This is a genomic window from uncultured Streptococcus sp., assembly GCF_963521255.1.
Taxonomy (GTDB): domain Bacteria; phylum Bacillota; class Bacilli; order Lactobacillales; family Streptococcaceae; genus Streptococcus.
In genome coordinates, this window is sequence record NZ_CAUQTU010000002.1 from 179,800 (window position 1) to 201,139 (window position 21,340).

Here is a 21,340-nt window from a genome sequence, read left to right on the forward strand (position 1 = left end):
ACTCAAATGGCAAAAGAAAAATACGATCGTAGTAAACCACACGTTAACATTGGTACTATCGGACACGTTGACCACGGTAAAACTACCCTAACTGCAGCTATCACAACTGTTTTGGCACGTCGCTTGCCTTCATCAGTTAACCAACCTAAAGACTATGCGTCTATCGATGCTGCTCCAGAAGAACGCGAACGCGGTATCACAATCAACACTGCGCACGTTGAGTACGAAACTGAAAAACGTCACTACGCTCACATCGACGCTCCAGGACACGCGGACTACGTTAAAAACATGATCACTGGTGCTGCTCAAATGGACGGAGCTATCCTTGTAGTAGCTTCAACTGACGGACCAATGCCACAAACTCGTGAGCACATCCTTCTTTCACGTCAGGTTGGTGTTAAACACCTTATCGTCTTCATGAACAAAGTTGACTTGGTTGACGACGAAGAATTGCTTGAATTGGTTGAAATGGAAATCCGTGACCTATTGTCAGAATACGACTTCCCAGGTGACGATCTTCCAGTTATCCAAGGTTCAGCTCTTAAAGCCCTTGAAGGTGACTCTAAATACGAAGACATCGTTATGGAATTGATGAACACAGTTGATGAGTACATCCCAGAACCAGAACGTGACACTGACAAACCATTGCTTCTTCCAGTCGAAGACGTATTCTCAATCACTGGACGTGGTACAGTTGCTTCAGGACGTATCGACCGTGGTATCGTTAAAGTCAACGACGAAATCGAAATCGTTGGTATCAAAGAAGAAACTCAAAAAGCAGTTGTTACTGGTGTTGAAATGTTCCGTAAACAACTTGACGAAGGTCTTGCTGGAGATAACGTAGGTGTCCTTCTTCGTGGTGTTCAACGTGATGAAATTGAACGTGGACAAGTTATCGCTAAACCAGGTTCAATCAACCCACACACTAAATTTAAAGGTGAAGTCTACATCCTTACTAAAGAAGAAGGTGGACGTCACACTCCATTCTTCAACAACTACCGTCCACAATTCTACTTCCGTACTACTGACGTTACAGGTTCAATCGAACTTCCAGCAGGTACTGAAATGGTAATGCCTGGTGATAACGTGACAATCGACGTTGAGTTGATCCACCCAATCGCCGTAGAACAAGGTACTACATTCTCTATTCGTGAGGGTGGACGTACTGTTGGTTCAGGTATGGTTACAGAAATCGAAGCTTAATTCGATTTAGTTCCCAGAAGAACAATTATTTAAGTCAGACACTAAAAGAATCTTGCTTTGCAAGGTTCTTTTTTTTCGAATATTGAACTAATACTCAATGAAAATTAAAGAGCAAACTAGGAAGTTAGCTGCAGGCTGCTCAAAACAGTGTTTTGAGGTTGCAGATAGAACTGACGAAGTCAGCTCAAAACATGTTTTTGAGGTTGTAGATAAGACTGACGAAGTCAGTAACCATACATACGACAAGGCGAAGCTGACGCGATTTGAAGAGATTTTCGAAGAGTATAAAATTGAATTGCTTATAAAAAAAGCTCTATACACCTGGTGTGCATAGAGCAATGAGGATTATTTGATATAGAGTTCTTGATTTTTTAAGACAATTTCCCGTACACTTGCAAATTTCTTGAGTTTTTTGATTTCTTCTGGATGAGTGACGAGAGTGATAACATAGCCTTCTTTGCCCATACGACCAGTACGTCCAGCACGGTGGGTGTAGGTCTCGATGTCTCTAGGAACATCAAAGTTTACGACACATTCTAGACTATCGATATCAATCCCACGTGCCAGAAGGTCTGTTGCAAGAAGCAGGGCTAGTTGCTTGTCTTTAAACTTTTCTAAGATGATTTTTCTAAATTTGACATTGACATCACTAGCTAGAGAAACAGCTAAGATATCACGATACTGTAATTTTTCTTCTGCGCTTCCAAGGTCTGATAGGTTGTTAAAGAAGACCAGACCGCGGAAATCCTCTACATGAGCCAGTTTTCGTAGCATATCCACTCGGTGACGTTGATCTACCTGCATGTAGAAGTGCTGGATGTTATCCAATTTTTGGTCAGAAAGATCAATGGTACGTGTGTTAGGCGCAATCTTTTCTTGGCCAAACTTGGTCGTCGCACTCATGTAGACGAGTTGGTGGTCACGCGGTGTGTAGTGAGTGATTTTCTCGACAAAGTGAATCTGAGAATCATCGAGCAATTGGTCGAATTCATCCAGGATGATGGTTTCTACGTTCATCATCTTGATTTTTTTCAATTTAATCAACTCAAAGATACGGCCAGGGGTTCCAATCAGAATTTCTGGTCCTTTTTTGAGGCGTTCAATCTGGCGTTTCTGACTTGAACCTGATAGGAAGAGTTGGGCAGTTAAGCCGATAGCTTCAGCCCATGTTTTACACACTTCAAAAATTTGTCCGGCAAGTTCTGTATTTGGTGCTAGAATCAAGAGTTGTTGGGCTTTTTTCTTTTGTAGTCTGAGAAGACTTGGTAGAAGGTAAGCTAGGGTCTTACCAGTTCCTGTTGGGCTGACTCCTAGGAGGTTTTCTCCAGCAAGAAGGGGCTCAAATAGTTGAGTTTGAATGGGGGTGAATTCTTGGAAACCGAGTTGGTCACTCAGTTCTTGCCATTCAGTCGGTAGTTTGGTTTTCATTTTTCTGCCTCAAATCTAATGCCAGCAGTCTGGCGCATAGTATATAGTAGCTCATGAACTGAACTTGCATCTTTCAGCCAAGTTTGGTAGAGATTCAGATCTGGTTGCTGGATCATGTGTGCAAATGCACCGACTTCCTCAGTCATCGTATGAGGAGCCTGTTGGATAGGGAGCTGGACTTGATTGCCTTGGTGGTCGGTAAAAATAGCCGAGCTGACATGTTCGATGGTGTTGAGCGTCAGGGTTCCATCTGTCGTATAAATCTCGCAAGGGAGATTGGAAGTGATGTTTTTCCCAGCCTTGATATGAACTTGAAAGTCAGGGTAGAAGAGGATACCGTCTCCATTTAGGTCAATGCTATTGTCAAGCTGTTGAGCCTGATAGGTCGCGTCTTGAGCTCTTCCAAAGAGACGAACGGTAGCGTAGAGGGGATAAATCCCCAAATCCATGAGGGCTCCACCAGCAAAACGCTCTGAAAAGACATTGGGAGTCTGTCCCGCCAACAAGTCAGGCATCTTGGAAGAGTACTTGGCATAGTTGAAATCTGCTCCCAAAATTTGTTTGTCTGCTAAAAAGTTTTTGATAGTTGTAAAAGCTTTTTCATGGTAATTGCGAGCTGCTTCGAATATAAAACAGTGATTTTTCTCAGCTGTATGACTCAAATCTAGCCATTCTTGTGGCTGAGTGACGGCTGGCTTTTCAAGAATGACATGTTTACCTGCAGATAATGCAGCTTTTGCCTGAGCAAAATGCAAGGAGTTTGGACTAGCAATATAGACCACATCAAAGGAGCTCTTGAAGAAGTCCTCTACTTGATCAAAGAGTTGGATATTCTGATAGCGAGAAGCAAAGGTTGCTGCGGTTTCTAGTTTTCTAGAATAGACTGCGACCAGCTTGTATTCTCCACTAGCATGGGCTGCTTCTATGAAGTGGTGGCTAATAGCCCCTGTTCCGATGACACCTAATTTAAGCATAGTTACTCCTTTTCCGATTTCAAATCCTTCTTTCATTATAACATAGATAGACGGGACTATCCAACAGGGGGTAAAAATTTTCAAATAAGCTACTAGGACTTTCCCAAAGAAAGTGGTACAATAATGAGATGAGTAAATGAAATAGGAGGGAAAATGAGGTTATTACCCATAAGAAAAATATCACGTCAGTCTAAGAGGCTAGCGCTTTTTTTGACTTTTTGTGCAGGTTATGTAGATGCCTATACGTTTATTGTGCGAGGGAATACTCTTGTAGCTGGACAAACTGGAAATGTCGTCTTTCTTTCAGTAGAATTAATCCAAAATAATGTTTCAGATGTTAGGGACAAGGTTCTCACCTTGCTAGCTTTTATGATGGGGGTCTTTTTACTAACTGTTTATAAGGAAAAATTGAGAATTGTGAAAAAACCAATTCTGTCACTGATTCCTTTGGCAATCTTATCAATAGTTATTGGTTTTGTGCCTCAGACTGTGGATAATATCTATCTAGTTCCGCCCTTGGCCTTCTGTATGGGACTGGTGACAACTGCCTTTGGTGAAGTATCGGGTATTGCCTATAATAACGCTTTTATGACAGGGAATATCAAACGGACCATGCTGGCTTTTGGAGATTATTTCCGAACCAAGCACATACCTTTTTTGCGTGAAGGATTTATATTTGTTAGCCTGCTTAGTAGTTTTGTCCTTGGCGTTGTCTTTTCAGCCTATTTGACGATTTTCTATCATGAAAAGACCATTCTTGGTGTTCCTATTATGATGAGCATTTTTTACCTCAGCATGCTTTTTGCCTCGTGGCGGAAAAAAGTAAAAGAAAAAGCTTCATTTTAGGTGTTATTACTTGTAAGAAAATAGGAGATATGCTATACTTGAAGAGTTGACTATGCACAATCCTGTGCAACCGCACGAACATCGTTGCTCGTCGTATAACAAATTTAAACTTCGTCATTGTCGCCTTGCCTAACATAAGTTATGTCTTCGGCTCAATTCCTAGTTTATTCTTTGTTATACTTAGAGCTCTTCTTTTAAGTGGTTCGTCCCACGATGCTAGGCGAGTCTTCACAAAAAATTCGGGGAAACCCATAAAAATCATAGGAGGTGCATAATGAGCACATACGCAATTATCAAAACTGGCGGAAAACAAGTTAAAGTTGAAGTTGGTCAAGCAGTTTACGTTGAAAAATTGAACGTTGAAGCTGGTCAAGAAGTTACTTTTAACGAAGTTGTTCTTGTTGGTGGTGAAAACACTGTTGTCGGAACTCCACTTGTTGCTGGAGCTACTGTAGTTGGAACTGTTGAAAAACAAGGAAAACAAAAGAAAGTTGTTACTTACAAGTACAAACCTAAAAAAGGTAGCCACCGTAAACAAGGTCACCGTCAACCATATACAAAAGTTGTCATCAACGCAATCAACGCTTAATTTTAAGGAGAACACATGATACAGGCAGTCTTTGAGAGAGCCGAAGATGGCGAGCTGAGGAGTGCGGAAATTACTGGACACGCCGAGAGTGGCGAATACGGCTTAGATGTCGTGTGTGCATCGGTTTCTACGCTTGCCATTAACTTTATCAATTCAATTGAGAAATTTGCAGGCTATGAACCAATCCTAGAATTAAACGAAGATGAAGGTGGCTATCTGATGGTTGAAATTCCAAAAGATCTTCCTTCACACCAGAGAGAAATGACCCAGTTATTCTTTGAATCATTTTTCTTAGGTATGGCAAACTTATCGGAGAACTCTTCTGAGTTCGTCCAAACCAGAGTTATCACAGAAAACTAACACGGAGGAAAACATTATGTTAAAAATGACTCTTAACAACTTGCAACTTTTCGCCCACAAAAAAGGTGGAGGTTCTACATCAAACGGACGTGATTCACAAGCGAAACGTCTTGGAGCTAAAGCAGCTGACGGACAAACTGTAACAGGTGGATCAATCCTTTACCGTCAACGTGGTACACACATCTACCCAGGTGTAAACGTTGGACGTGGTGGAGACGATACTTTGTTCGCTAAAGTTGAAGGCGTAGTACGCTTTGAACGTAAAGGACGCGATAAAAAACAAGTTTCTGTTTACCCAATCGCTAAATAAAAAGGTCCAGTGAACCTTTTTATCCCGAGCCTTGAAATGTAAAGGCGAGGAAGCTAGAAGTAGCATAAACTAAGGCTTTCCGAGTTTTCGGAGAGCCTGTTTTTTTGTTTTGGTAGCCATGATTTTTTCGTTCTTAGTGTAGATGAATTTTATGAGTGACATTATTTTTCTTCGATGGAAAACTTCTAAAATATGGTATAATGAAAAGATAAAGAAGTTGGGGGTAGAAGATGAACATTCAACAATTACGTTATGTTGTTGCCATTGCCAATAGCGGTACTTTCCGTGAAGCTGCTGAGAAGATGTATGTTAGTCAGCCGAGTCTGTCCATTTCTGTTCGTGATTTGGAAAAAGAGTTGGGTTTTAAGATTTTCCGTCGGACCAGCTCAGGGACTTTCTTGACCCGTCGTGGTATGGAATTCTATGAAAAAGCGCAAGAATTGGTTAAAGGATTTGATATTTTTCAAAATCAGTATGCCAATCCTGAGGAAGAAAAGGATGAATTTTCCATTGCCAGTCAACACTATGACTTCTTGCCACCAACTATTACGGCCTTTTCAGAGCGCTATCCTGATTATAAGAACTTCCGTATTTTTGAATCAACTACTGTTCAAATCTTAGACGAAGTGGCTCAAGGGCATAGTGAGATTGGGATTATCTACCTCAACAATCAAAATAAAAAGGGGATTATGCAACGGGTCGAAAAGCTAGGCCTTGAGGTCATTGAATTGATTCCCTTCCATACCCATATTTATCTCCGTGAGGGGCATCCTTTAGCCCAGAAAGAGGAATTGGTCATGGAGGATTTAGCGGACCTACCAACGGTTCGTTTCACTCAAGAAAAAGATGAGTATCTTTATTATTCAGAGAATTTTGTTGATACCAGTGCGAGCTCACAGATGTTTAATGTGACAGACCGTGCTACCTTGAATGGTATTTTGGAGCGGACGGATGCTTATGCGACAGGTTCTGGATTTTTAGATAGTGACAGTGTTAATGGAATTACAGTTATTCGTCTCAAGGATAACCTAGATAATCGCATGGTCTATGTTAAACGTGAAGAAGTGGAGCTGAGTCAAGCTGGGACTCTCTTCGTAGAAGTCATGCAAGAATATTTTAATCAGAAGAGGAAATCATGAAAAAAAGAGGAATAGTGGCAGTCATTGTACTGCTTTTGATTGGGCTGGATCAGTTGGTAAAATCCTATATCGTCCAGCAGATTCCACTGGGTGAAGTGCGCTCTTGGATTCCCAATTTCGTTAGCTTGACCTACCTGCAAAATCGAGGGGCAGCCTTTTCGATGTTACAAGATCAGCAGTTCTTATTCGCTGTCATTACCCTGGTTGTCGTGGTAGGTGCCATTTGGTATCTACATAAACACATGGAGGACTCATTCTGGCTGGTCTTGGGTTTGACCTTGATTATCGCAGGTGGTCTTGGAAACTTTATTGACAGGGTCAGTCAGGGCTTTGTTGTGGATATGTTTCACTTAGACTTTATTAATTTTGCAATTTTCAATGTAGCGGATAGCTATCTGACGGTTGGAGTGATTATTTTATTGATTGCAATGCTAAAAGAGGAAATAAATGGAAATTAAAATTGAAACTGGTGGCCTGCGTTTAGATAAGGCTTTGTCCGATTTGACAGAATTATCACGCAGTCTAGCGAATGAACAGATCAAATCAGGTCAGGTCTTGGTCAATGGTCAAGTCAAGAAAGCTAAATACACTGTCCAAGAGGGCGATGTCGTCACTTATCATGTGCCAGAACCAGATGTTTTAGAGTATGTGGCTGAGGATCTTCCACTAGAAATCATCTACCAAGATGAGGACGTTGCTGTCGTTAACAAGCCTCAGGGGATGGTGGTGCATCCGAGTGCTGGTCATACTAGTGGAACTCTGGTAAATGCCCTTATGTACCATATTAAGGACTTGTCGGGTATCAATGGGGTTCTGCGTCCAGGAATTGTTCATCGTATTGATAAGGATACATCAGGCCTTCTCATGATTGCTAAAAACGATGAGGCGCATCTAGCACTTGCCCAAGAACTCAAGGATAAAAAGTCTCTCCGCAAATATTGGGCGATTGTTCATGGAAATTTGCCTAATGATCGTGGTGTGATTGAAGCTCCGATTGGTCGTAGTGAAAAAGACCGTAAGAAACAGGCTGTGACTGCTAAAGGTAAGCCTGCAGTGACCCGTTTCCACGTTTTGGAACGTTTTGGTGATTACAGCTTGGTAGAGTTGCAGCTGGAGACAGGACGCACTCATCAAATCCGTGTTCACATGGCTTATATTGGCCATCCAGTCGCTGGTGATGAAGTCTATGGTCCTCGTAAGACTCTGAAAGGACATGGACAATTTCTCCATGCCAAGACTCTAGGATTTACCCATCCGAGAACAGGTGAGATTTTGGAATTTACAGCAGATATCCCAGAGATTTTTAAGGAAACCTTGGAGAGATTGAGAAAGCAATAATGAAAAAGAAATTAACTAGTTTAGCACTTGCAGGCGCTTTTTTAGGTTTGTCATTTCATGGGAATGTTCAAGCTCAAGAAAGTTCAGGAAATAAAATACACTTTATAAATGTTCAAGAAGGTGGCAGTGATGCGATTATTCTTGAAAGCAATGGACATTTTGCCATGGTGGATACAGGAGAAGATTATGACTTCCCAGACGGTAGTGATTCTCGTTATCCATGGAGACAGGGTATCAATACAACTTATAAGCATGTTCTAACAGACCGTGTCTTTCGTCATTTGAAGGAATTGGGTGCCCAAAAGCTTGATTTTATTTTGGTAACCCATACCCACAGTGACCATATTGGAAATGTTGATGAATTACTGTCTACCTATCCAGTTGACCGAGTCTATCTTAAGAAATATAGTGATAATCGTATTACTAAGCCTGAACGTCTTTGGGATAATCTGTATGGCTATGATAAGGTTTTACAGACTGCCGCAGAAAAAGGTGTTTCAGTGATTCAAAACATCACACAAGGAGATGCTCATTTTCAGTTTGGGGACATGGATATTCAACTCTATAACTATGAAAATGAAACAGATTCATCAGGTGAATTAAAGAAAATTTGGGATGACAATTCCAATTCTTTGATTAGCGTGGTGAAAGTCAATGGCAAGAAAATTTACCTTGGGGGCGACTTAGATAATGTTTATGGAGCAGAAGACAAGTATGGTCCTCTCATTGGAAAAGTTGATTTGATGAAGTTTAATCATCATAAGGATACCGAAAAATCAAATACAAAAAACTTTATATTAAATCTATCTCCAGAAATCATAGTGCAGACAAGTGATGCTGTTCCAGGTTTTTATGATAGCCCTATTGTAGACAACCCTGAATATATAGCATGGTTAGATAGTTTAGGGATAAAGCGAATAAATGCAGCCAGCAAAGACTATGATGCGACAGTTTTTGATATTCGACAAGATGGTTTTGTCAATATTTCAACTTCCTACAAGCATATTCCAAATTTTCAAGCTGGTTGGCATAAGAGTGCTTATGGAAACTGGTGGTACCAAGCACCTGATTCTACAGGAGAGTACGCTGTCGGTTGGAATGAAATCAAGGGTGAATGGTATTACTTCAACCAAACGGGTATCTTATTACAGAATCAATGGAAAAAATGGAACAATCGTTGGTTCTATTTGACAGACTCTGGTGCATCTGCTAAAAATTGGAAGAAAATCAATGGAAGCTGGTATTATTTCAACAAAGAAAATCAGATGGAGACTGGTTGGCTTAATACTGGCGGTCAGACCTATTATCTATCAAATGATGGGGATATGATAACAGGATGGCGTAAGATTGATGGACAATGGTACTATTTTGCTCAATCAGGGGAAATGAAAACGGGTTGGGTAAAAGATAAAGAAATCTGGTACTATATGAATTCTACTGGTATTATGAAGACAGGCGAGATAGAAGTTTCTGGTCATCATTACTATCTAGAAGAATCAGGAGCTATGAAGCAAGGTTGGCTTAAAAAGGCAAATGATTGGTATTTCTACAAGACAGACGGTTCACGAGCTATAGGTTGGATTAAAGACAAGGATAAATGGTACTTCTTGAAAGAAAATGGTCAATTACTTGTGAATGGTAAGACACCAGAAGGCTATACTGTTGATTCAAGTGGTGCCTGGTTAGTGGATGTTCCGGTAGAGAAATCTGCTACAACTAGAGATACAAGTAACTCAGAAGTAAAAGAATCGAAAGAAGTAGTGACAAAAGATCTTGAAAATAAAGAAACGAGTCAACACGAAAGTATTACAAGTTCCTCAACTAGTCAAGATTTGACTTCTTCAATTTCACAAAGCTCTGAGACGACTGCAAACAAATCGGAATCAGAACAGTAGTAAAAAAGAAGGTTTTAGGGCCTTCTTTTTCTTATCAACTCTTTTCTATTTCCTGCTATTCATGTTATAATGGATAAATATGAAGAATCGGAGTGAGACTATGAAATACAAACGGATTGTCTTTAAGGTGGGGACTTCTTCTCTGACGAATGAGGATGGAAGTTTATCACGTAGTAAGGTAAAGGCTATTACCCAGCAGTTGGCTATGTTGCACGAGGCTGGTTATGAATTGATTTTGGTGTCGTCAGGTGCCATTGCGGCTGGTTTTGGGGCCTTAGGATTTAAAAAGCGTCCGACTAAGATTGCTGATAAACAGGCTTCAGCAGCGGTAGGGCAAGGACTTTTGTTGGAAGAATACACGACCAATCTTCTCTTGCGCCAAATCGTTTCTGCACAAATCTTGCTGACCCAGGATGATTTTGTGGATAAGCGCCGTTATAAAAATGCCCATCAGGCTTTGTCAGTTCTACTTAGCCGTGGGGCAATTCCTATCATCAATGAGAATGACAGTGTTGTTATTGATGAGCTCAAGGTTGGGGACAATGATACTTTAAGTGCACAGGTTGCAGCTATGGTTCAAGCTGACCTTTTGGTCCTCTTGACAGATGTGGACGGTCTCTATACTGGAAATCCTAATTCAGATCCAAGAGCCAAACGCTTGGAGCGAATCGAGACCATCAATCGTGAGATTATTGATATGGCCGGTGGAGCAGGTTCGTCTAATGGTACAGGTGGTATGTTAACCAAAATCAAAGCTGCAACTATCGCGACGGAATCAGGAGTTCCTGTTTATATCTGCTCATCCTTGAAGTCATATGCCATGATTGAGGCAGCTGAGGAGACCAAGGATGGTTCCTACTTTGTTGCGCAAGAGAAGGGACTTCGTACCCAGAAACAATGGCTGGCTTTCTATGCTCAGAGTCAAGGTTCTATTTGGGTTGATAAAGGGGCTGCAGAAGCTCTCTCTCAACATGGAAAGAGTCTTCTTTTATCTGGTATCGTTGAAGCAGAAGGAGCCTTTTCTTACGGTGATATCGTGACAGTATTTGACAAGGAAAGTGGAAAATCACTTGGAAAAGGGCGCGTGCAATTTGGAGCATCTGCTTTGGAGGATATGTTGCGTTCTCAAAAAGCCAAGGGGGTCTTGATTCACCGTGACGACTGGATTTCCATTACTCCTGAAATCCAACTACTCTTTACAGAATTTTAGAGGTAAACTATGGTAAGTACACAAGAACAATTTGAACAGGTACAGGCTGTTAAAAAATCGATCAACACAGCTAGTGAAGAGGTGAAAAACCAAGCCTTGCTAGCCATGGCTGATCATTTATTAGCAGCTACTGAGGAAATTTTAGCAGCCAATGCCCTTGATATGGAAGCTGCTAAGGGTAAAATCTCAGATGTGATGCTAGATCGTCTTTATTTGGATGCAGGACGTATAGAAGCAATGGCAAGTGGGATTCGTGAAGTGGTTGCTTTACCAGATCCAATCGGTGAAGTTTTAGAAACCAATCATCTTGAAAATGGTTTGGTTATCACTAAGAAACGAGTTGCTATGGGTGTTATCGGTATTATTTATGAAAGTCGTCCAAATGTGACGTCAGACGCAGCTGCTTTGGCTCTCAAGAGTGGAAATGCGGTTGTTCTTCGTAGTGGTAAGGACGCCTATCAAACAGCCCATGCCATTGTCACAGCCTTGAAGAAGGGCTTGGAAATGACTACTATTCACCCAGATGTGATTCAACTGGTGGAAGATACCAGCCGTGAAAGTAGCTATGCCATGATGAAGGCCAAGGGCTATCTAGACCTTCTCATTCCTCGTGGAGGGGCTGGCTTGATCAATGCCGTGGTTGAGAATGCTATCGTACCTGTTATCGAGACAGGAACTGGGATTGTCCATGTCTATGTGGATAAGGACGCAGACGAAGACAAGGCTCTCTCTATCATCAACAATGCCAAAACCAGTCGTCCTTCTGTCTGCAATGCCATGGAGGTTCTACTTGTTCATGAAGACAAGGCAGCAATCTTCCTTCCTCGCTTGGAGCAAGTGCTAGTTGAGAATCGAAAAGAAGCTGGGTTGGAACCAATTCAATTCCGCTTGGATAGCAAAGCAAGCCAGTTTGTTTCAGGTCAAGCAGCTGAGGATCAAGACTTTGACACTGAATTTTTAGACTATGTCCTAGCTGTTAAGGTTGTGAGCAGTTTAGAAGAAGCGGTTGCCCATATTGAAGCCCACAGTACTCATCATTCGGACGCCATTGTGACAGAAAATGCTGAAGCTGCAGCTTACTTTACAGATCAGGTGGACTCTGCAGCTGTCTATGTCAATGCCTCAACTCGTTTCACAGATGGTGGCCAATTTGGTCTGGGTTGTGAAATGGGGATTTCAACTCAGAAACTGCACGCACGTGGTCCAATGGGCTTGAAAGAGTTGACCAGCTACAAGTATGTGGTTACTGGTGACGGACAGATAAGGGAGTAAGAGATGAAGATTGGATTTATCGGTTTGGGGAATATGGGTGCTAGCTTGGCCAAAGCTGTCTTGCAGGTCAAGACAGGTGATGATCTTCTCCTTGCCAATCGTAGTCAAGCCAAGGTGGATGCTTTCATTTCTGACTTTGGCGGTCAAGCCTCCAGCAACGAAGAAATTTTTGCAGAAGCAGATGTGATTTTTCTAGGTGTTAAGCCAGCTCAGTTCTCAGACTTACTTTCTCAATATCAGACCATCCTTGAAAAACGAGAAAGTCTTCTTTTGATTTCGATGGCAGCTGGATTGACCTTGGAAAAACTGGCTAGCCTTCTTCCAAGTCAGCACCGAATTATTCGTATGATGCCTAATACCCCTGCTTCTATCGGACAAGGAGTGATTAGTTATGCCTTGTCTTCTAATTGCAGGGCTGAGGACAGTGAGCTATTTTGTCAGCTTTTAACCAAGGCTGGTCTCTTGGTTGAACTAGGAGAAGGCTTAATCGACGCGGCGACAGGTCTTGCAGGCTGTGGGCCGGCTTTTGTCTATCTCTTTATTGAGGCCTTGGCAGATGCAGGTGTTCAGACTGGATTGCCACGAGAAACAGCATTGAAAATGGCAGCTCAAACAGTTGTCGGCGCTGGGCAATTGGTCCTTGAAAGCCAGCAACATCCTGGGGTCTTGAAAGACCAAGTTTGTAGCCCAGGTGGTTCGACTATCGCTGGTGTAGCAAGCCTAGAAGCGCATGCTTTTCGAGGAACAGTCATGGATGCAGTTGGTCAAGCCTACAAACGAACACAAGAATTAGGTAAATAAGAGGTGGTTTTATCTGCCTCTTTTATGGTGTTTGAAATGCGAAGACAAAAAGATTGTCACAAACCCCTATTTTTTTGATAGAATAGAAGTAGTAAAAAAGAAATGAGTTAGACATGTCAAAAGGATTTTTAGTCTCTCTTGAGGGACCAGAGGGAGCAGGCAAGACCAGTGTTTTAGAGACTCTGCTCCCAATTTTAGAGGAAAAAGGGTTAGAGGTGCTGACGACCCGTGAACCTGGCGGAGTCTTGATTGGGGAGAAGATTCGGGAAGTAATTTTGGATCCAAGTCATACTCATATGGATGCGAAGACAGAGCTTTTGCTCTATATCGCTAGTCGCAGACAGCACTTGGTGGAAAAAGTTCTTCCAGCACTTGAAGCTGGCAAGTTGGTCATTATGGACCGCTTTATCGATAGTTCTCTTGCATATCAGGGATTTGGTCGTGGCTTGGATATTGACGCCATTGATTGGCTCAATCAGTTTGCGACAGATGGCCTCAAACCTGATTTAACACTCTATTTTGACATCGAAGTGGAAGAAGGACTGGCTCGTATTGCTGCTAATAGCAATCGCGAGGTCAATCGTTTGGACTTGGAAGGGTTGGACTTGCATAAAAAAGTTCGTCAAGGCTACCTTTCTCTTCTGGAAAAAGAGGGAAATCGCATTGTAAAGATTGATGCTAGTCTCCCTTTGGAGCAGGTTGTGGAAACTACCAAGGCTGTCTTGTTTGATAGAATGGGATTGGCTAAATGAAACAAGATCAACTAAAGGCTTGGCAACCAGACCAGTTTGACCGCTTTGTCCGTATCCTAGAACAAGACCAGCTCAATCACGCCTATCTCTTTTCAGGTTTCTTCGGAAGCCTGGAAATGGCGCAATTTTTAGCTAAGAGCCTCTTTTGTACAGATAAAGTAGGTGTTTTACCATGTGAGAAATGCCGAAATTGCAAGCTGATTGAACAGGGAGAATTTCCCGATGTCACCTTGATTAAGCCAGTCAATCAGGTTATTAAGACAGAACGCATTCGGGAATTGGTGGGCCAGTTTTCCCAAGCAGGGATTGAAAGCCAGCAGCAGGTTTTTATTATCGAGCAAGCTGAGAAGATGCACCCCAACGCAGCCAATTCTCTGCTCAAGGTCATCGAAGAACCCCAGAGTGAGGTTTATATTTTCTTCTTGACAAGCGATGAAGAAAAGATTTTACCGACAATCCGAAGTCGGACCCAGATTTTCCACTTTAAAAAACAAGAAGAGAAGCTGATCTTGCTCTTAGAACAAATGGGACTGGTTAAGAAAAAAGCGACTCTCCTAGCCCAGTTTAGTCAATCGCGAGCTGAAGCAGAAAAGTTAGCCAATCAGGCAAGTTTTTGGACCTTGGTTGATGAAAGTGAACGCCTGCTGACTTGGTTAGTGGCTAAGAAAAAAGAAAGTTATTTGCAAGTTGCCAAACTAGCTAGCTTGGCAGATGATAAGGAAAAACAAGATCAGGTTTTACGGATTCTTGAAGTCCTCTGTGGGCAGGACCTCCTGCAAGCAAGAGTAAGAGTGATTCTACAAGATTTGCTAGAAGCTAGAAAAATGTGGCAAGCTAATGTCAGCTTTAAAAATGCCATGGAATATCTGGTCTTGAAAGAAATATAAACTCAAAAATGAACGATAATGAAAGGAAAGGGCTGTTTTATGGACAAAAAAGAATTATTTGACGCGCTGGATGATTTTTCCCAACAGTTATTGGTAATCTTGGCCGATGTGGAAGCCATCAAGAAAAATCTCAAGAGCCTGGTAGAGGAAAATACAGCTCTTCGTTTGGAAAATAGTAAATTACGCGAACGCTTGGGTGAGGTAGAAGCAGATGCTCCTGTCAAGGCTAAGCATGTTCGTGAAAGTGTCCGTCGCATTTACCGTGATGGTTTTCACGTGTGTAATGATTTTTATGGACAACGTCGAGAGCAGGACGAAGAATGTATGTTCTGTGATGAGTTGTTATACAGGGAGTAAGCATGCAGATTCAAAAAAGTTTTAAGGGACAGTCTCCCTATGGCAAGCTGTACCTAGTGGCAACGCCGATTGGCAATTTAGATGATATGACCTTTCGAGCTATTCAGACCTTGAAAGAAGTGGACTGGATTGCTGCTGAGGACACGCGCAATACAGGGCTTCTGCTCAAGCATTTTGACATTTCTACCAAGCAAATCAGTTTTCATGAGCACAATGCCAAGGAAAAAATTCCTGATTTGATTGGTTTCCTGAAAGCAGGGCAAAGTATTGCTCAGGTATCCGATGCGGGTCTGCCTAGCATCTCAGACCCTGGTCATGATTTGGTCAAGATAGCTATTGATGAAGAAATTGCGGTTGTGACTGTTCCGGGTGCCTCTGCAGGAATTTCTGCTTTGATTGCCAGTGGTTTAGCGCCACAGCCACATATCTTTTACGGCTTTTTACCGAGAAAATCAGGCCAGCAAAAGCAATTTTTCGACTTGAAAAAAGACTATCCAGAAACCCAGATTTTCTATGAATCGCCCCATCGTGTGGCAGATACGTTGGAAAATATGCTAGAAGTTTACGGTGACCGCTCGGTCGTATTGGTTAGAGAATTGACCAAAATCTATGAAGAATACCAACGCGGTATCATTTCTGAATTGCTGGAAAGTATCGCTGAAACGCCTCTCAAGGGTGAATGCCTTCTCATCGTGGAAGGTGCCAGCCAAGATGTGGAGGAAAAAGATGAGGAGGACTTGTTCTTAGAAATCCAAGCCCGTATCCATCAAGGCATGAAGAAAAATCAAGCTATCAAGGAAGTCGCTAAGATTTACCAGTGGAATAAGAGTCAACTCTACGCTGCCTATCACGACTGGGAAGAAAATCAAGAAAATGACTAAACAGGGAAGTTTGCCTTCTTCCCTTTTTTTGTTATACTAGTAGAAGAAAAAAATAGAAAGATTTGTGGGTGTCAAACAGTCCAGTGGGGTGTTTTGACATGGACTTATGTCCCACCCAAAGAGGTATTAGTGTCGTGTCTCAATCTTATATCAATGTTATCGGTGCTGGTTTGGCAGGTTCTGAAGCAGCCTACCAAATTGCAGAACGTGGTATCCCAGTTAAACTCTATGAAATGCGTGGTGTTAAGTCAACACCTCAGCACAAAACAGATAATTTTGCTGAGTTAGTTTGTTCCAATTCCCTGCGTGGGGATGCTTTGACAAATGCTGTTGGGCTCCTCAAGGAAGAAATGCGTCGCTTGGGTTCTGTTATTTTGGAATCTGCTGAGGCTACACGTGTTCCTGCGGGTGGTGCCCTTGCGGTGGACCGCGATGGTTTCTCTCAAACGGTGACCGAAAAAGTGGCTAACCACCCCTTGATTGAAGTGGTGCGTGATGAAATTACAGAATTGCCGACAGATGTTATTACAGTTGTGGCGACTGGTCCTTTGACAAGTGATGCCCTGGCTGAAAAAATTCATGCCCTTAATGATGGCGATGGTTTCTATTTCTACGATGCGGCAGCGCCTATTATCGACGTCAACACCATCGATATGAGCAAAGTCTATCTCAAATCTCGTTATGATAAGGGAGAAGCGGCCTACCTCAATGCGCCAATGACCAAGCAAGAATTTATGGATTTCCATGAAGCCTTGGTCAATGCGGAAGAAGCTCCGCTTAATTCTTTCGAAAAAGAAAAGTATTTTGAAGGCTGTATGCCTATCGAAGTCATGGCCAAGCGTGGCATTAAAACTATGCTTTATGGACCTATGAAGCCAGTGGGTCTTGAGTATCCGGACGACTACACAGGACCTCGTGATGGAGAATTTAAAACACCTTATGCGGTTGTGCAACTTCGGCAGGATAATGCAGCTGGTAGCCTATACAATATTGTTGGTTTCCAGACCCACCTCAAATGGGGAGAACAAAAGCGAGTCTTTCAAATGATTCCAGGTCTTGAAAATGCTGAATTTGTTCGTTATGGTGTTATGCACCGCAATTCTTACATGGATTCACCAAATCTTCTTGAACAGACTTACCGTTCTAAGAAACAACCAAACCTCTTCTTTGCTGGTCAGATGACAGGTGTGGAAGGCTATGTTGAGTCAGCTGCTTCAGGTTTGGTTGCGGGAATTAACGCCGCTCGTCTCTTCAAGGGAGAAAGCGAGGCTATTTTCCCAGAGACAACAGCGATTGGAAGCCTAGCTCATTACATCACCCATGCCGATAGCAAACATTTCCAACCAATGAATGTCAACTTCGGGATTATCAAGGAGTTGGAAGGCGAGCGTATCCGTGATAAGAAGGCTCGTTATGAAAAAATTGCAGAGCGTGCTCTTTCTGACTTAGAGGAATTTTTAACTGTCTAATTTTTTTGAAAGAATTGCTCATGATACTATAAAAATCTTAGAAATTATGATAAAATAGGTAGGATAAAAAAAGGAGAGTGAAAATGGCGAATCCCAAGTATAAACGTATTTTAATCAAGTTATCAGGTGAAGCCCTTGCCGGTGAACGTGGCGTAGGGATTGATATCCAAACAGTTCAAACAATCGCAAAAGAGATTCAAGAAGTTCATAGCTTAGGTATCGAAATTGCCCTTGTTATTGGTGGAGGAAATCTTTGGCGTGGAGAACCTGCTGCAGAAGCAGGAATGGACCGCGTTCAGGCAGATTACACAGGAATGCTTGGGACTGTTATGAATGCTCTTGTGATGGCAGATTCATTGCAACAAGTTGGGGTTGATACACGTGTGCAAACAGCTATTGCTATGCAACAAGTGGCAGAGCCTTATGTCCGTGGACGTGCCCTTCGTCACCTTGAAAAAGGCCGTATCGTTATCTTTGGTGCCGGAATTGGTTCACCTTATTTCTCAACAGATACAACAGCGGCCCTTCGTGCAGCTGAAATCGAAGCGGATGCTATCCTTATGGCTAAAAATGGCGTAGATGGTGTTTACAATGCCGATCCTAAGAAGGACAAGACAGCTGTTAAATTTGAAGAATTGACCCACCGTGATGTTATTAGCAAAGGTCTTCGTATCATGGACTCAACAGCTTCAACCCTCTCAATGGATAACGACATTGACTTGGTTGTCTTCAACATGAACCAACCAGGCAACATCAAACGTGTCGTATTTGGTGAAAATATCGGAACAACAGTTTCAAATAATATCGAAGAAAAGGAATAAGAAAGATTATGGCTAACGCAATTATTGAAAAAGCTAAAGAGAGAATGACCCAGTCTCACCAATCACTTGCTCGTGAATTTGGTGGTATCCGTGCCGGTCGTGCCAATGCAAGCTTGCTTGACCGTGTACATGTAGAATACTATGGAGTAGAAACTCCTCTTAATCAAATCGCTTCAATTACGATTCCAGAAGCGCGTGTCTTGTTGGTTACACCATTTGATAAGTCTTCATTGAAAGACATCGAACGTGCCTTGAACGCTTCTGATCTTGGTATCACACCAGCTAATGATGGTTCTGTGATTCGCTTGGTTATCCCAGCTCTTACAGAAGAAACTCGTCGTGACCTTGCTAAAGAAGTGAAGAAGGTCGGTGAAAATGCTAAAGTGGCTGTCCGCAATATCCGTCGCGATGCTATGGACGAAGCTAAGAAACAAGAAAAAGCAAAAGAAATCACTGAAGACGAATTGAAGACTCTTGAAAAAGACATTCAAAAAGTAACAGATGATGCTGTCAAACACATCGATGACATGACTGCCAATAAAGAAAAAGAACTTTTGGAAGTCTAAAAATAAACAGAAAAACTCAGTTGGCATTGCTGGCTGAGTTTTATTCGAAAGAAGGAAATATGAATACAAATCTTGCAAGTTTTATCGTTGGACTGATCATCGATGAAAACGACCGTTTTTACTTTGTGCAAAAGGATGGCCAGACCTATGCGCTTGCCAAGGAAGAAGGTCAACATACAGTTGGGGATACGGTTAAAGGTTTTGCCTACACGGATATGAAGCAAAAACTCCGCTTGACCACTCTAGAAGTGACTGCAACTCAGGACCAATTTGGTTGGGGAACTGTAACGGAAGTTCGTAAAGACTTGGGTGTCTTTGTGGATACAGGTCTTCCTGACAAGGAAATCGTTGTGTCACTCGATATTCTCCCTGAGCTCAAGGAACTCTGGCCTAAGAAGGGCGACCAACTCTACATCCGTCTTGAAGTGGACAAGAAAAACCGTATCTGGGGACTCTTGGCTTATCAAGAAAACTTCCAACGTCTGGCTCGTCCTGCCTACAACAACATGCAGAACCAAAACTGGCCAGCCATTGTTTACCGCCTCAAGCTGTCAGGAACTTTTGTTTACCTGCCAGAAAATAACATGCTTGGTTTTATCCATCCTAGCGAGCGTTACGCAGAACCACGTTTGGGGCAAGTTTTAGATGCGCGTGTCATTGGTTTCCGTGAAGTGGACCGTACCTTGAACCTCTCCCTCAAACCTCGTTCATTTGAAATGTTGGAAAATGATGCTCAGATGATTTTGACTTACTTGGAAAGCAATGGCGGTTTCATGACCTTAAATGATAAGTCATCTCCAGACGATATCAAGGCAACTTTTGGCATTTCTAAAGGTCAGTTCAAGAAAGCTTTAGGTGGTCTTATGAAGGCTGGCAAAATCAAGCAAGACCAGTTTGGGACAGAGTTGATTTAAGGAGACATATGAGAAAATCATTTTACACTTGGCTCATGACCGAGCGCAATCCTAAAAGTAACAGTCCCAAGGCTATATTGGCAGACCTAGCTTTTGAAGAGTCAGCCTTTCCAAAACACACAGATGATTTTGATGAGGTGAGTCGCTTTTTAGAGGAACATGCCAGTTTCTCTTTCAATCTAGGAGACTTTGACGCTATCTGGCAAGAATACTTAGAACACTAGCATGATTCATTGGGTTTGGGCTAGTAATTTCTCCACCCCTTTGCTATAATAAAAAGAAATAAAAGGATTAGAGAGGTTCTTTATTTGAAGGAACATTCAATAGACATTCAACTGAGTCATCCAGATGACTTGTTTCATCTTTTTGGTTCCAATGAACGCCATCTTCGTTTGATGGAAGAAGAGCTTGATGTGGTGATTCATGCTCGTACGGAGATTGTGCAGGTTTTGGGAGAAGAGACTGCCTGTGAGGAAGCCCGTCAGGTTATTCAAGCTCTCATGGTCTTGGTAAATCGTGGGATGACCGTTGGTACACCAGATGTGGTGACTGCAATTAGCATGGTCAAAAACGATGAAATCGACAAGTTTGTCGCCCTTTACGAAGAAGAAATCATCAAGGATAATACAGGGAAACCTATCCGTGTCAAAACACTGGGTCAAAAACTTTATGTGGACAGTGTCAAACAGCATGATGTGACCTTTGGAATTGGGCCAGCAGGTACAGGGAAGACCTTCCTTGCAGTGACCTTGGCTGTGACAGCTCTTAAACGTGGTCAGGTTAAGCGGATTATCCTGACACGCCCAGCGGTGGAAGCAGGAGAGAGTCTAGGTTTTCTTCCGGGTGATCTTAAAGAGAAGGTAGATCCTTACCTTCGACCTGTTTACGATGCCTTATATCAGATTCTGGGGAAAGACCAGACGACTCGTCTCATGGAGCGTGAAATTATCGAGATTGCACCTCTTGCCTACATGCGTGGACGAACCTTGGATGATGCCTTTGTCATTCTCGATGAGGCTCAAAATACGACCATCATGCAGATGAAGATGTTTTTGACTCGTTTAGGTTTTAATTCTAAGATGATTGTCAATGGAGATATCAGTCAGATTGACCTGCCACGCAATGTCAAGTCAGGTTTGATTGATGCTCAGGAGAAACTCAAAAACATCCATCAGATTGATTTTGTTCATTTTTCAGCCAAGGATGTGGTTCGCCATCCTGTTGTCGCTCAGATTATTCGAGCTTATGAACCAGTACTAGTTAAAAAAGCAGAGAGTGAAGAATTAGATCCTCAACCTCTATCTGAAGGATAGTTCTTTTGTACTTAA

General features: G+C 42.2%; 25 protein-coding genes, 1 pseudogene and 1 other annotated feature. Of the genes and pseudogenes, 23 read left to right on the forward strand and 3 right to left on the reverse strand.

The genetic code is table 11. The annotated features are described in order from the left end of the window. Nucleotides 1–6 precede the first annotated feature (6 nt). Together tuf and RWP09_RS02810 are read left to right on the forward strand one after the other, a co-directional pair. Complete coding sequence (gene tuf, locus RWP09_RS02805) at nt 7–1,203, forward strand: elongation factor Tu (protein ID WP_001040724.1); 1,197 nt, start codon at nt 7–9, stop codon at nt 1,201–1,203. 97 nt (nt 1,204–1,300) lie between these two features. Continuing rightward, nucleotides 1,301–1,537, forward strand: a complete 237-nt coding sequence (locus RWP09_RS02810) for a hypothetical protein (RefSeq protein WP_314433899.1) — start codon at nt 1,301–1,303, stop codon at nt 1,535–1,537. Nucleotides 1,538–1,548: 11 nt separating this feature from the next. On the opposite strand, the gene RWP09_RS02815 is transcribed toward RWP09_RS02810, so the two are convergent. Beyond that, entirely contained in the window at nt 1,549–2,631 is a 1,083-nt protein-coding gene (locus tag RWP09_RS02815) for a DEAD/DEAH box helicase (protein WP_314433901.1), read from the reverse strand. Further along, complete coding sequence (locus RWP09_RS02820; RefSeq protein ID WP_314433903.1) at nt 2,628–3,605, reverse strand: Gfo/Idh/MocA family oxidoreductase; 978 nt, start codon at nt 3,603–3,605, stop codon at nt 2,628–2,630. Before RWP09_RS02820 ends, RWP09_RS02815 begins: the two co-directional genes overlap by 4 nt. Nucleotides 3,606–3,758: 153 nt before the next feature. Here RWP09_RS02820 and RWP09_RS02825 point away from each other — a divergent pair, with 153 nt between their 5' ends. From RWP09_RS02825 to rpmA, 4 genes are all read left to right on the forward strand, one after another. Then, nucleotides 3,759–4,451, forward strand: a complete 693-nt coding sequence (locus RWP09_RS02825; protein WP_314433905.1) for a YoaK family protein — start codon at nt 3,759–3,761, stop codon at nt 4,449–4,451. A gap of 58 nt (nt 4,452–4,509) precedes the next feature. Further along, nucleotides 4,510–4,689, forward strand: a sequence feature (ribosomal protein L21 leader region). Nucleotides 4,690–4,725: 36 nt separating this feature from the next. Then, nucleotides 4,726–5,040, forward strand: a complete 315-nt coding sequence (gene rplU, locus RWP09_RS02830) for a 50S ribosomal protein L21 (protein WP_000109141.1) — start codon at nt 4,726–4,728, stop codon at nt 5,038–5,040. A 15-nt stretch (nt 5,041–5,055) separates the two neighbouring features. Continuing rightward, a complete protein-coding gene (locus tag RWP09_RS02835; RefSeq protein ID WP_000613699.1) occupies nt 5,056–5,400 on the forward strand; it encodes a ribosomal-processing cysteine protease Prp in 345 nt (114 codons plus the stop codon). A 16-nt stretch (nt 5,401–5,416) separates the two neighbouring features. Next, nucleotides 5,417–5,710, forward strand: coding sequence for a 50S ribosomal protein L27 (gene rpmA, locus RWP09_RS02840; protein ID WP_000916509.1), 294 nt, complete (start codon nt 5,417–5,419; stop codon nt 5,708–5,710). Nucleotides 5,711–5,876: 166 nt separating this feature from the next. Here the strand turns inward: rpmA and RWP09_RS02845 are convergent. Beyond that, nucleotides 5,877–5,948, reverse strand: a pseudogene (locus tag RWP09_RS02845) (AraC family transcriptional regulator); the annotation flags it as partial. Between RWP09_RS02845 and RWP09_RS02850 the strand changes: the two are divergent. The 17 genes from RWP09_RS02850 (at nt 5,941) to RWP09_RS02930 (ending at nt 21,325) form a co-directional block, all read left to right on the forward strand. Next, nucleotides 5,941–6,849, forward strand: a complete 909-nt coding sequence (locus tag RWP09_RS02850; RefSeq protein ID WP_001025694.1) for a LysR family transcriptional regulator — start codon at nt 5,941–5,943, stop codon at nt 6,847–6,849. The pseudogene RWP09_RS02845 and the gene RWP09_RS02850 sit on opposite strands and share 8 nt — an antisense overlap. After that, nucleotides 6,846–7,307: a signal peptidase II gene (lspA, locus tag RWP09_RS02855; RefSeq protein WP_314433913.1), complete on the forward strand. Its 462-nt coding sequence runs from the start codon at nt 6,846–6,848 to the stop codon at nt 7,305–7,307. The genes RWP09_RS02850 and lspA overlap by 4 nt, the downstream gene beginning before the upstream one ends. Then, nucleotides 7,297–8,187: an RluA family pseudouridine synthase gene (locus tag RWP09_RS02860; RefSeq protein ID WP_314433915.1), complete on the forward strand. Its 891-nt coding sequence runs from the start codon at nt 7,297–7,299 to the stop codon at nt 8,185–8,187. The genes lspA and RWP09_RS02860 overlap by 11 nt, the downstream gene beginning before the upstream one ends. Continuing rightward, complete coding sequence (locus RWP09_RS02865) at nt 8,187–10,082, forward strand: MBL fold metallo-hydrolase (RefSeq protein ID WP_314433917.1); 1,896 nt, start codon at nt 8,187–8,189, stop codon at nt 10,080–10,082. The genes RWP09_RS02860 and RWP09_RS02865 overlap by 1 nt, the downstream gene beginning before the upstream one ends. A gap of 100 nt (nt 10,083–10,182) precedes the next feature. After that, nucleotides 10,183–11,292, forward strand: coding sequence for a glutamate 5-kinase (proB, locus tag RWP09_RS02870; RefSeq protein WP_314433919.1), 1,110 nt, complete (start codon nt 10,183–10,185; stop codon nt 11,290–11,292). A gap of 9 nt (nt 11,293–11,301) precedes the next feature. Then, nucleotides 11,302–12,564 (forward strand): glutamate-5-semialdehyde dehydrogenase, encoded by a 1,263-nt coding sequence (locus RWP09_RS02875; RefSeq protein ID WP_314433922.1) that lies wholly within the window; start codon nt 11,302–11,304, stop codon nt 12,562–12,564. A 3-nt stretch (nt 12,565–12,567) separates the two neighbouring features. Continuing rightward, entirely contained in the window at nt 12,568–13,365 is a 798-nt protein-coding gene (gene proC, locus RWP09_RS02880; RefSeq protein WP_314433924.1) for a pyrroline-5-carboxylate reductase, read from the forward strand. 113 nt (nt 13,366–13,478) lie between these two features. Then, nucleotides 13,479–14,117 carry a dTMP kinase gene (gene tmk / locus RWP09_RS02885; RefSeq protein ID WP_314433926.1) on the forward strand — a complete coding sequence of 213 codons (639 nt, stop codon included), beginning with the start codon at nt 13,479–13,481 and terminating at the stop codon, nt 14,115–14,117. Further along, nucleotides 14,114–15,004 carry a DNA polymerase III subunit delta' gene (locus RWP09_RS02890; RefSeq protein ID WP_314433928.1) on the forward strand — a complete coding sequence of 297 codons (891 nt, stop codon included), beginning with the start codon at nt 14,114–14,116 and terminating at the stop codon, nt 15,002–15,004. The genes tmk and RWP09_RS02890 overlap by 4 nt, the downstream gene beginning before the upstream one ends. A 39-nt stretch (nt 15,005–15,043) precedes the next feature. Next, nucleotides 15,044–15,361, forward strand: a complete 318-nt coding sequence (gene yabA / locus RWP09_RS02895) for a DNA replication initiation control protein YabA (protein WP_314433930.1) — start codon at nt 15,044–15,046, stop codon at nt 15,359–15,361. A gap of 2 nt (nt 15,362–15,363) precedes the next feature. Beyond that, complete coding sequence (gene rsmI, locus RWP09_RS02900) at nt 15,364–16,242, forward strand: 16S rRNA (cytidine(1402)-2'-O)-methyltransferase (RefSeq protein ID WP_314433932.1); 879 nt, start codon at nt 15,364–15,366, stop codon at nt 16,240–16,242. 134 nt (nt 16,243–16,376) lie between these two features. After that, a complete protein-coding gene (gene trmFO, locus RWP09_RS02905; protein WP_314433934.1) occupies nt 16,377–17,711 on the forward strand; it encodes a methylenetetrahydrofolate--tRNA-(uracil(54)-C(5))-methyltransferase (FADH(2)-oxidizing) TrmFO in 1,335 nt (444 codons plus the stop codon). Between the two features lie 83 nt (nt 17,712–17,794). After that, complete coding sequence (gene pyrH / locus RWP09_RS02910) at nt 17,795–18,532, forward strand: UMP kinase (RefSeq protein WP_314433936.1); 738 nt, start codon at nt 17,795–17,797, stop codon at nt 18,530–18,532. 8 nt (nt 18,533–18,540) lie between these two features. Beyond that, nucleotides 18,541–19,098, forward strand: a complete 558-nt coding sequence (gene frr, locus RWP09_RS02915; protein ID WP_001262225.1) for a ribosome recycling factor — start codon at nt 18,541–18,543, stop codon at nt 19,096–19,098. 59 nt (nt 19,099–19,157) lie between these two features. After that, nucleotides 19,158–20,012 (forward strand): RNA-binding virulence regulatory protein CvfB, encoded by an 855-nt coding sequence (cvfB, locus tag RWP09_RS02920; protein WP_314433937.1) that lies wholly within the window; start codon nt 19,158–19,160, stop codon nt 20,010–20,012. A gap of 8 nt (nt 20,013–20,020) precedes the next feature. Next, nucleotides 20,021–20,236, forward strand: coding sequence for a YozE family protein (locus RWP09_RS02925; protein ID WP_001232084.1), 216 nt, complete (start codon nt 20,021–20,023; stop codon nt 20,234–20,236). Nucleotides 20,237–20,320: 84 nt separating this feature from the next. Next, nucleotides 20,321–21,325, forward strand: a complete 1,005-nt coding sequence (locus RWP09_RS02930; protein WP_314433939.1) for a PhoH family protein — start codon at nt 20,321–20,323, stop codon at nt 21,323–21,325. The last annotated feature ends 15 nt before the right edge of the window (nt 21,326–21,340 follow it).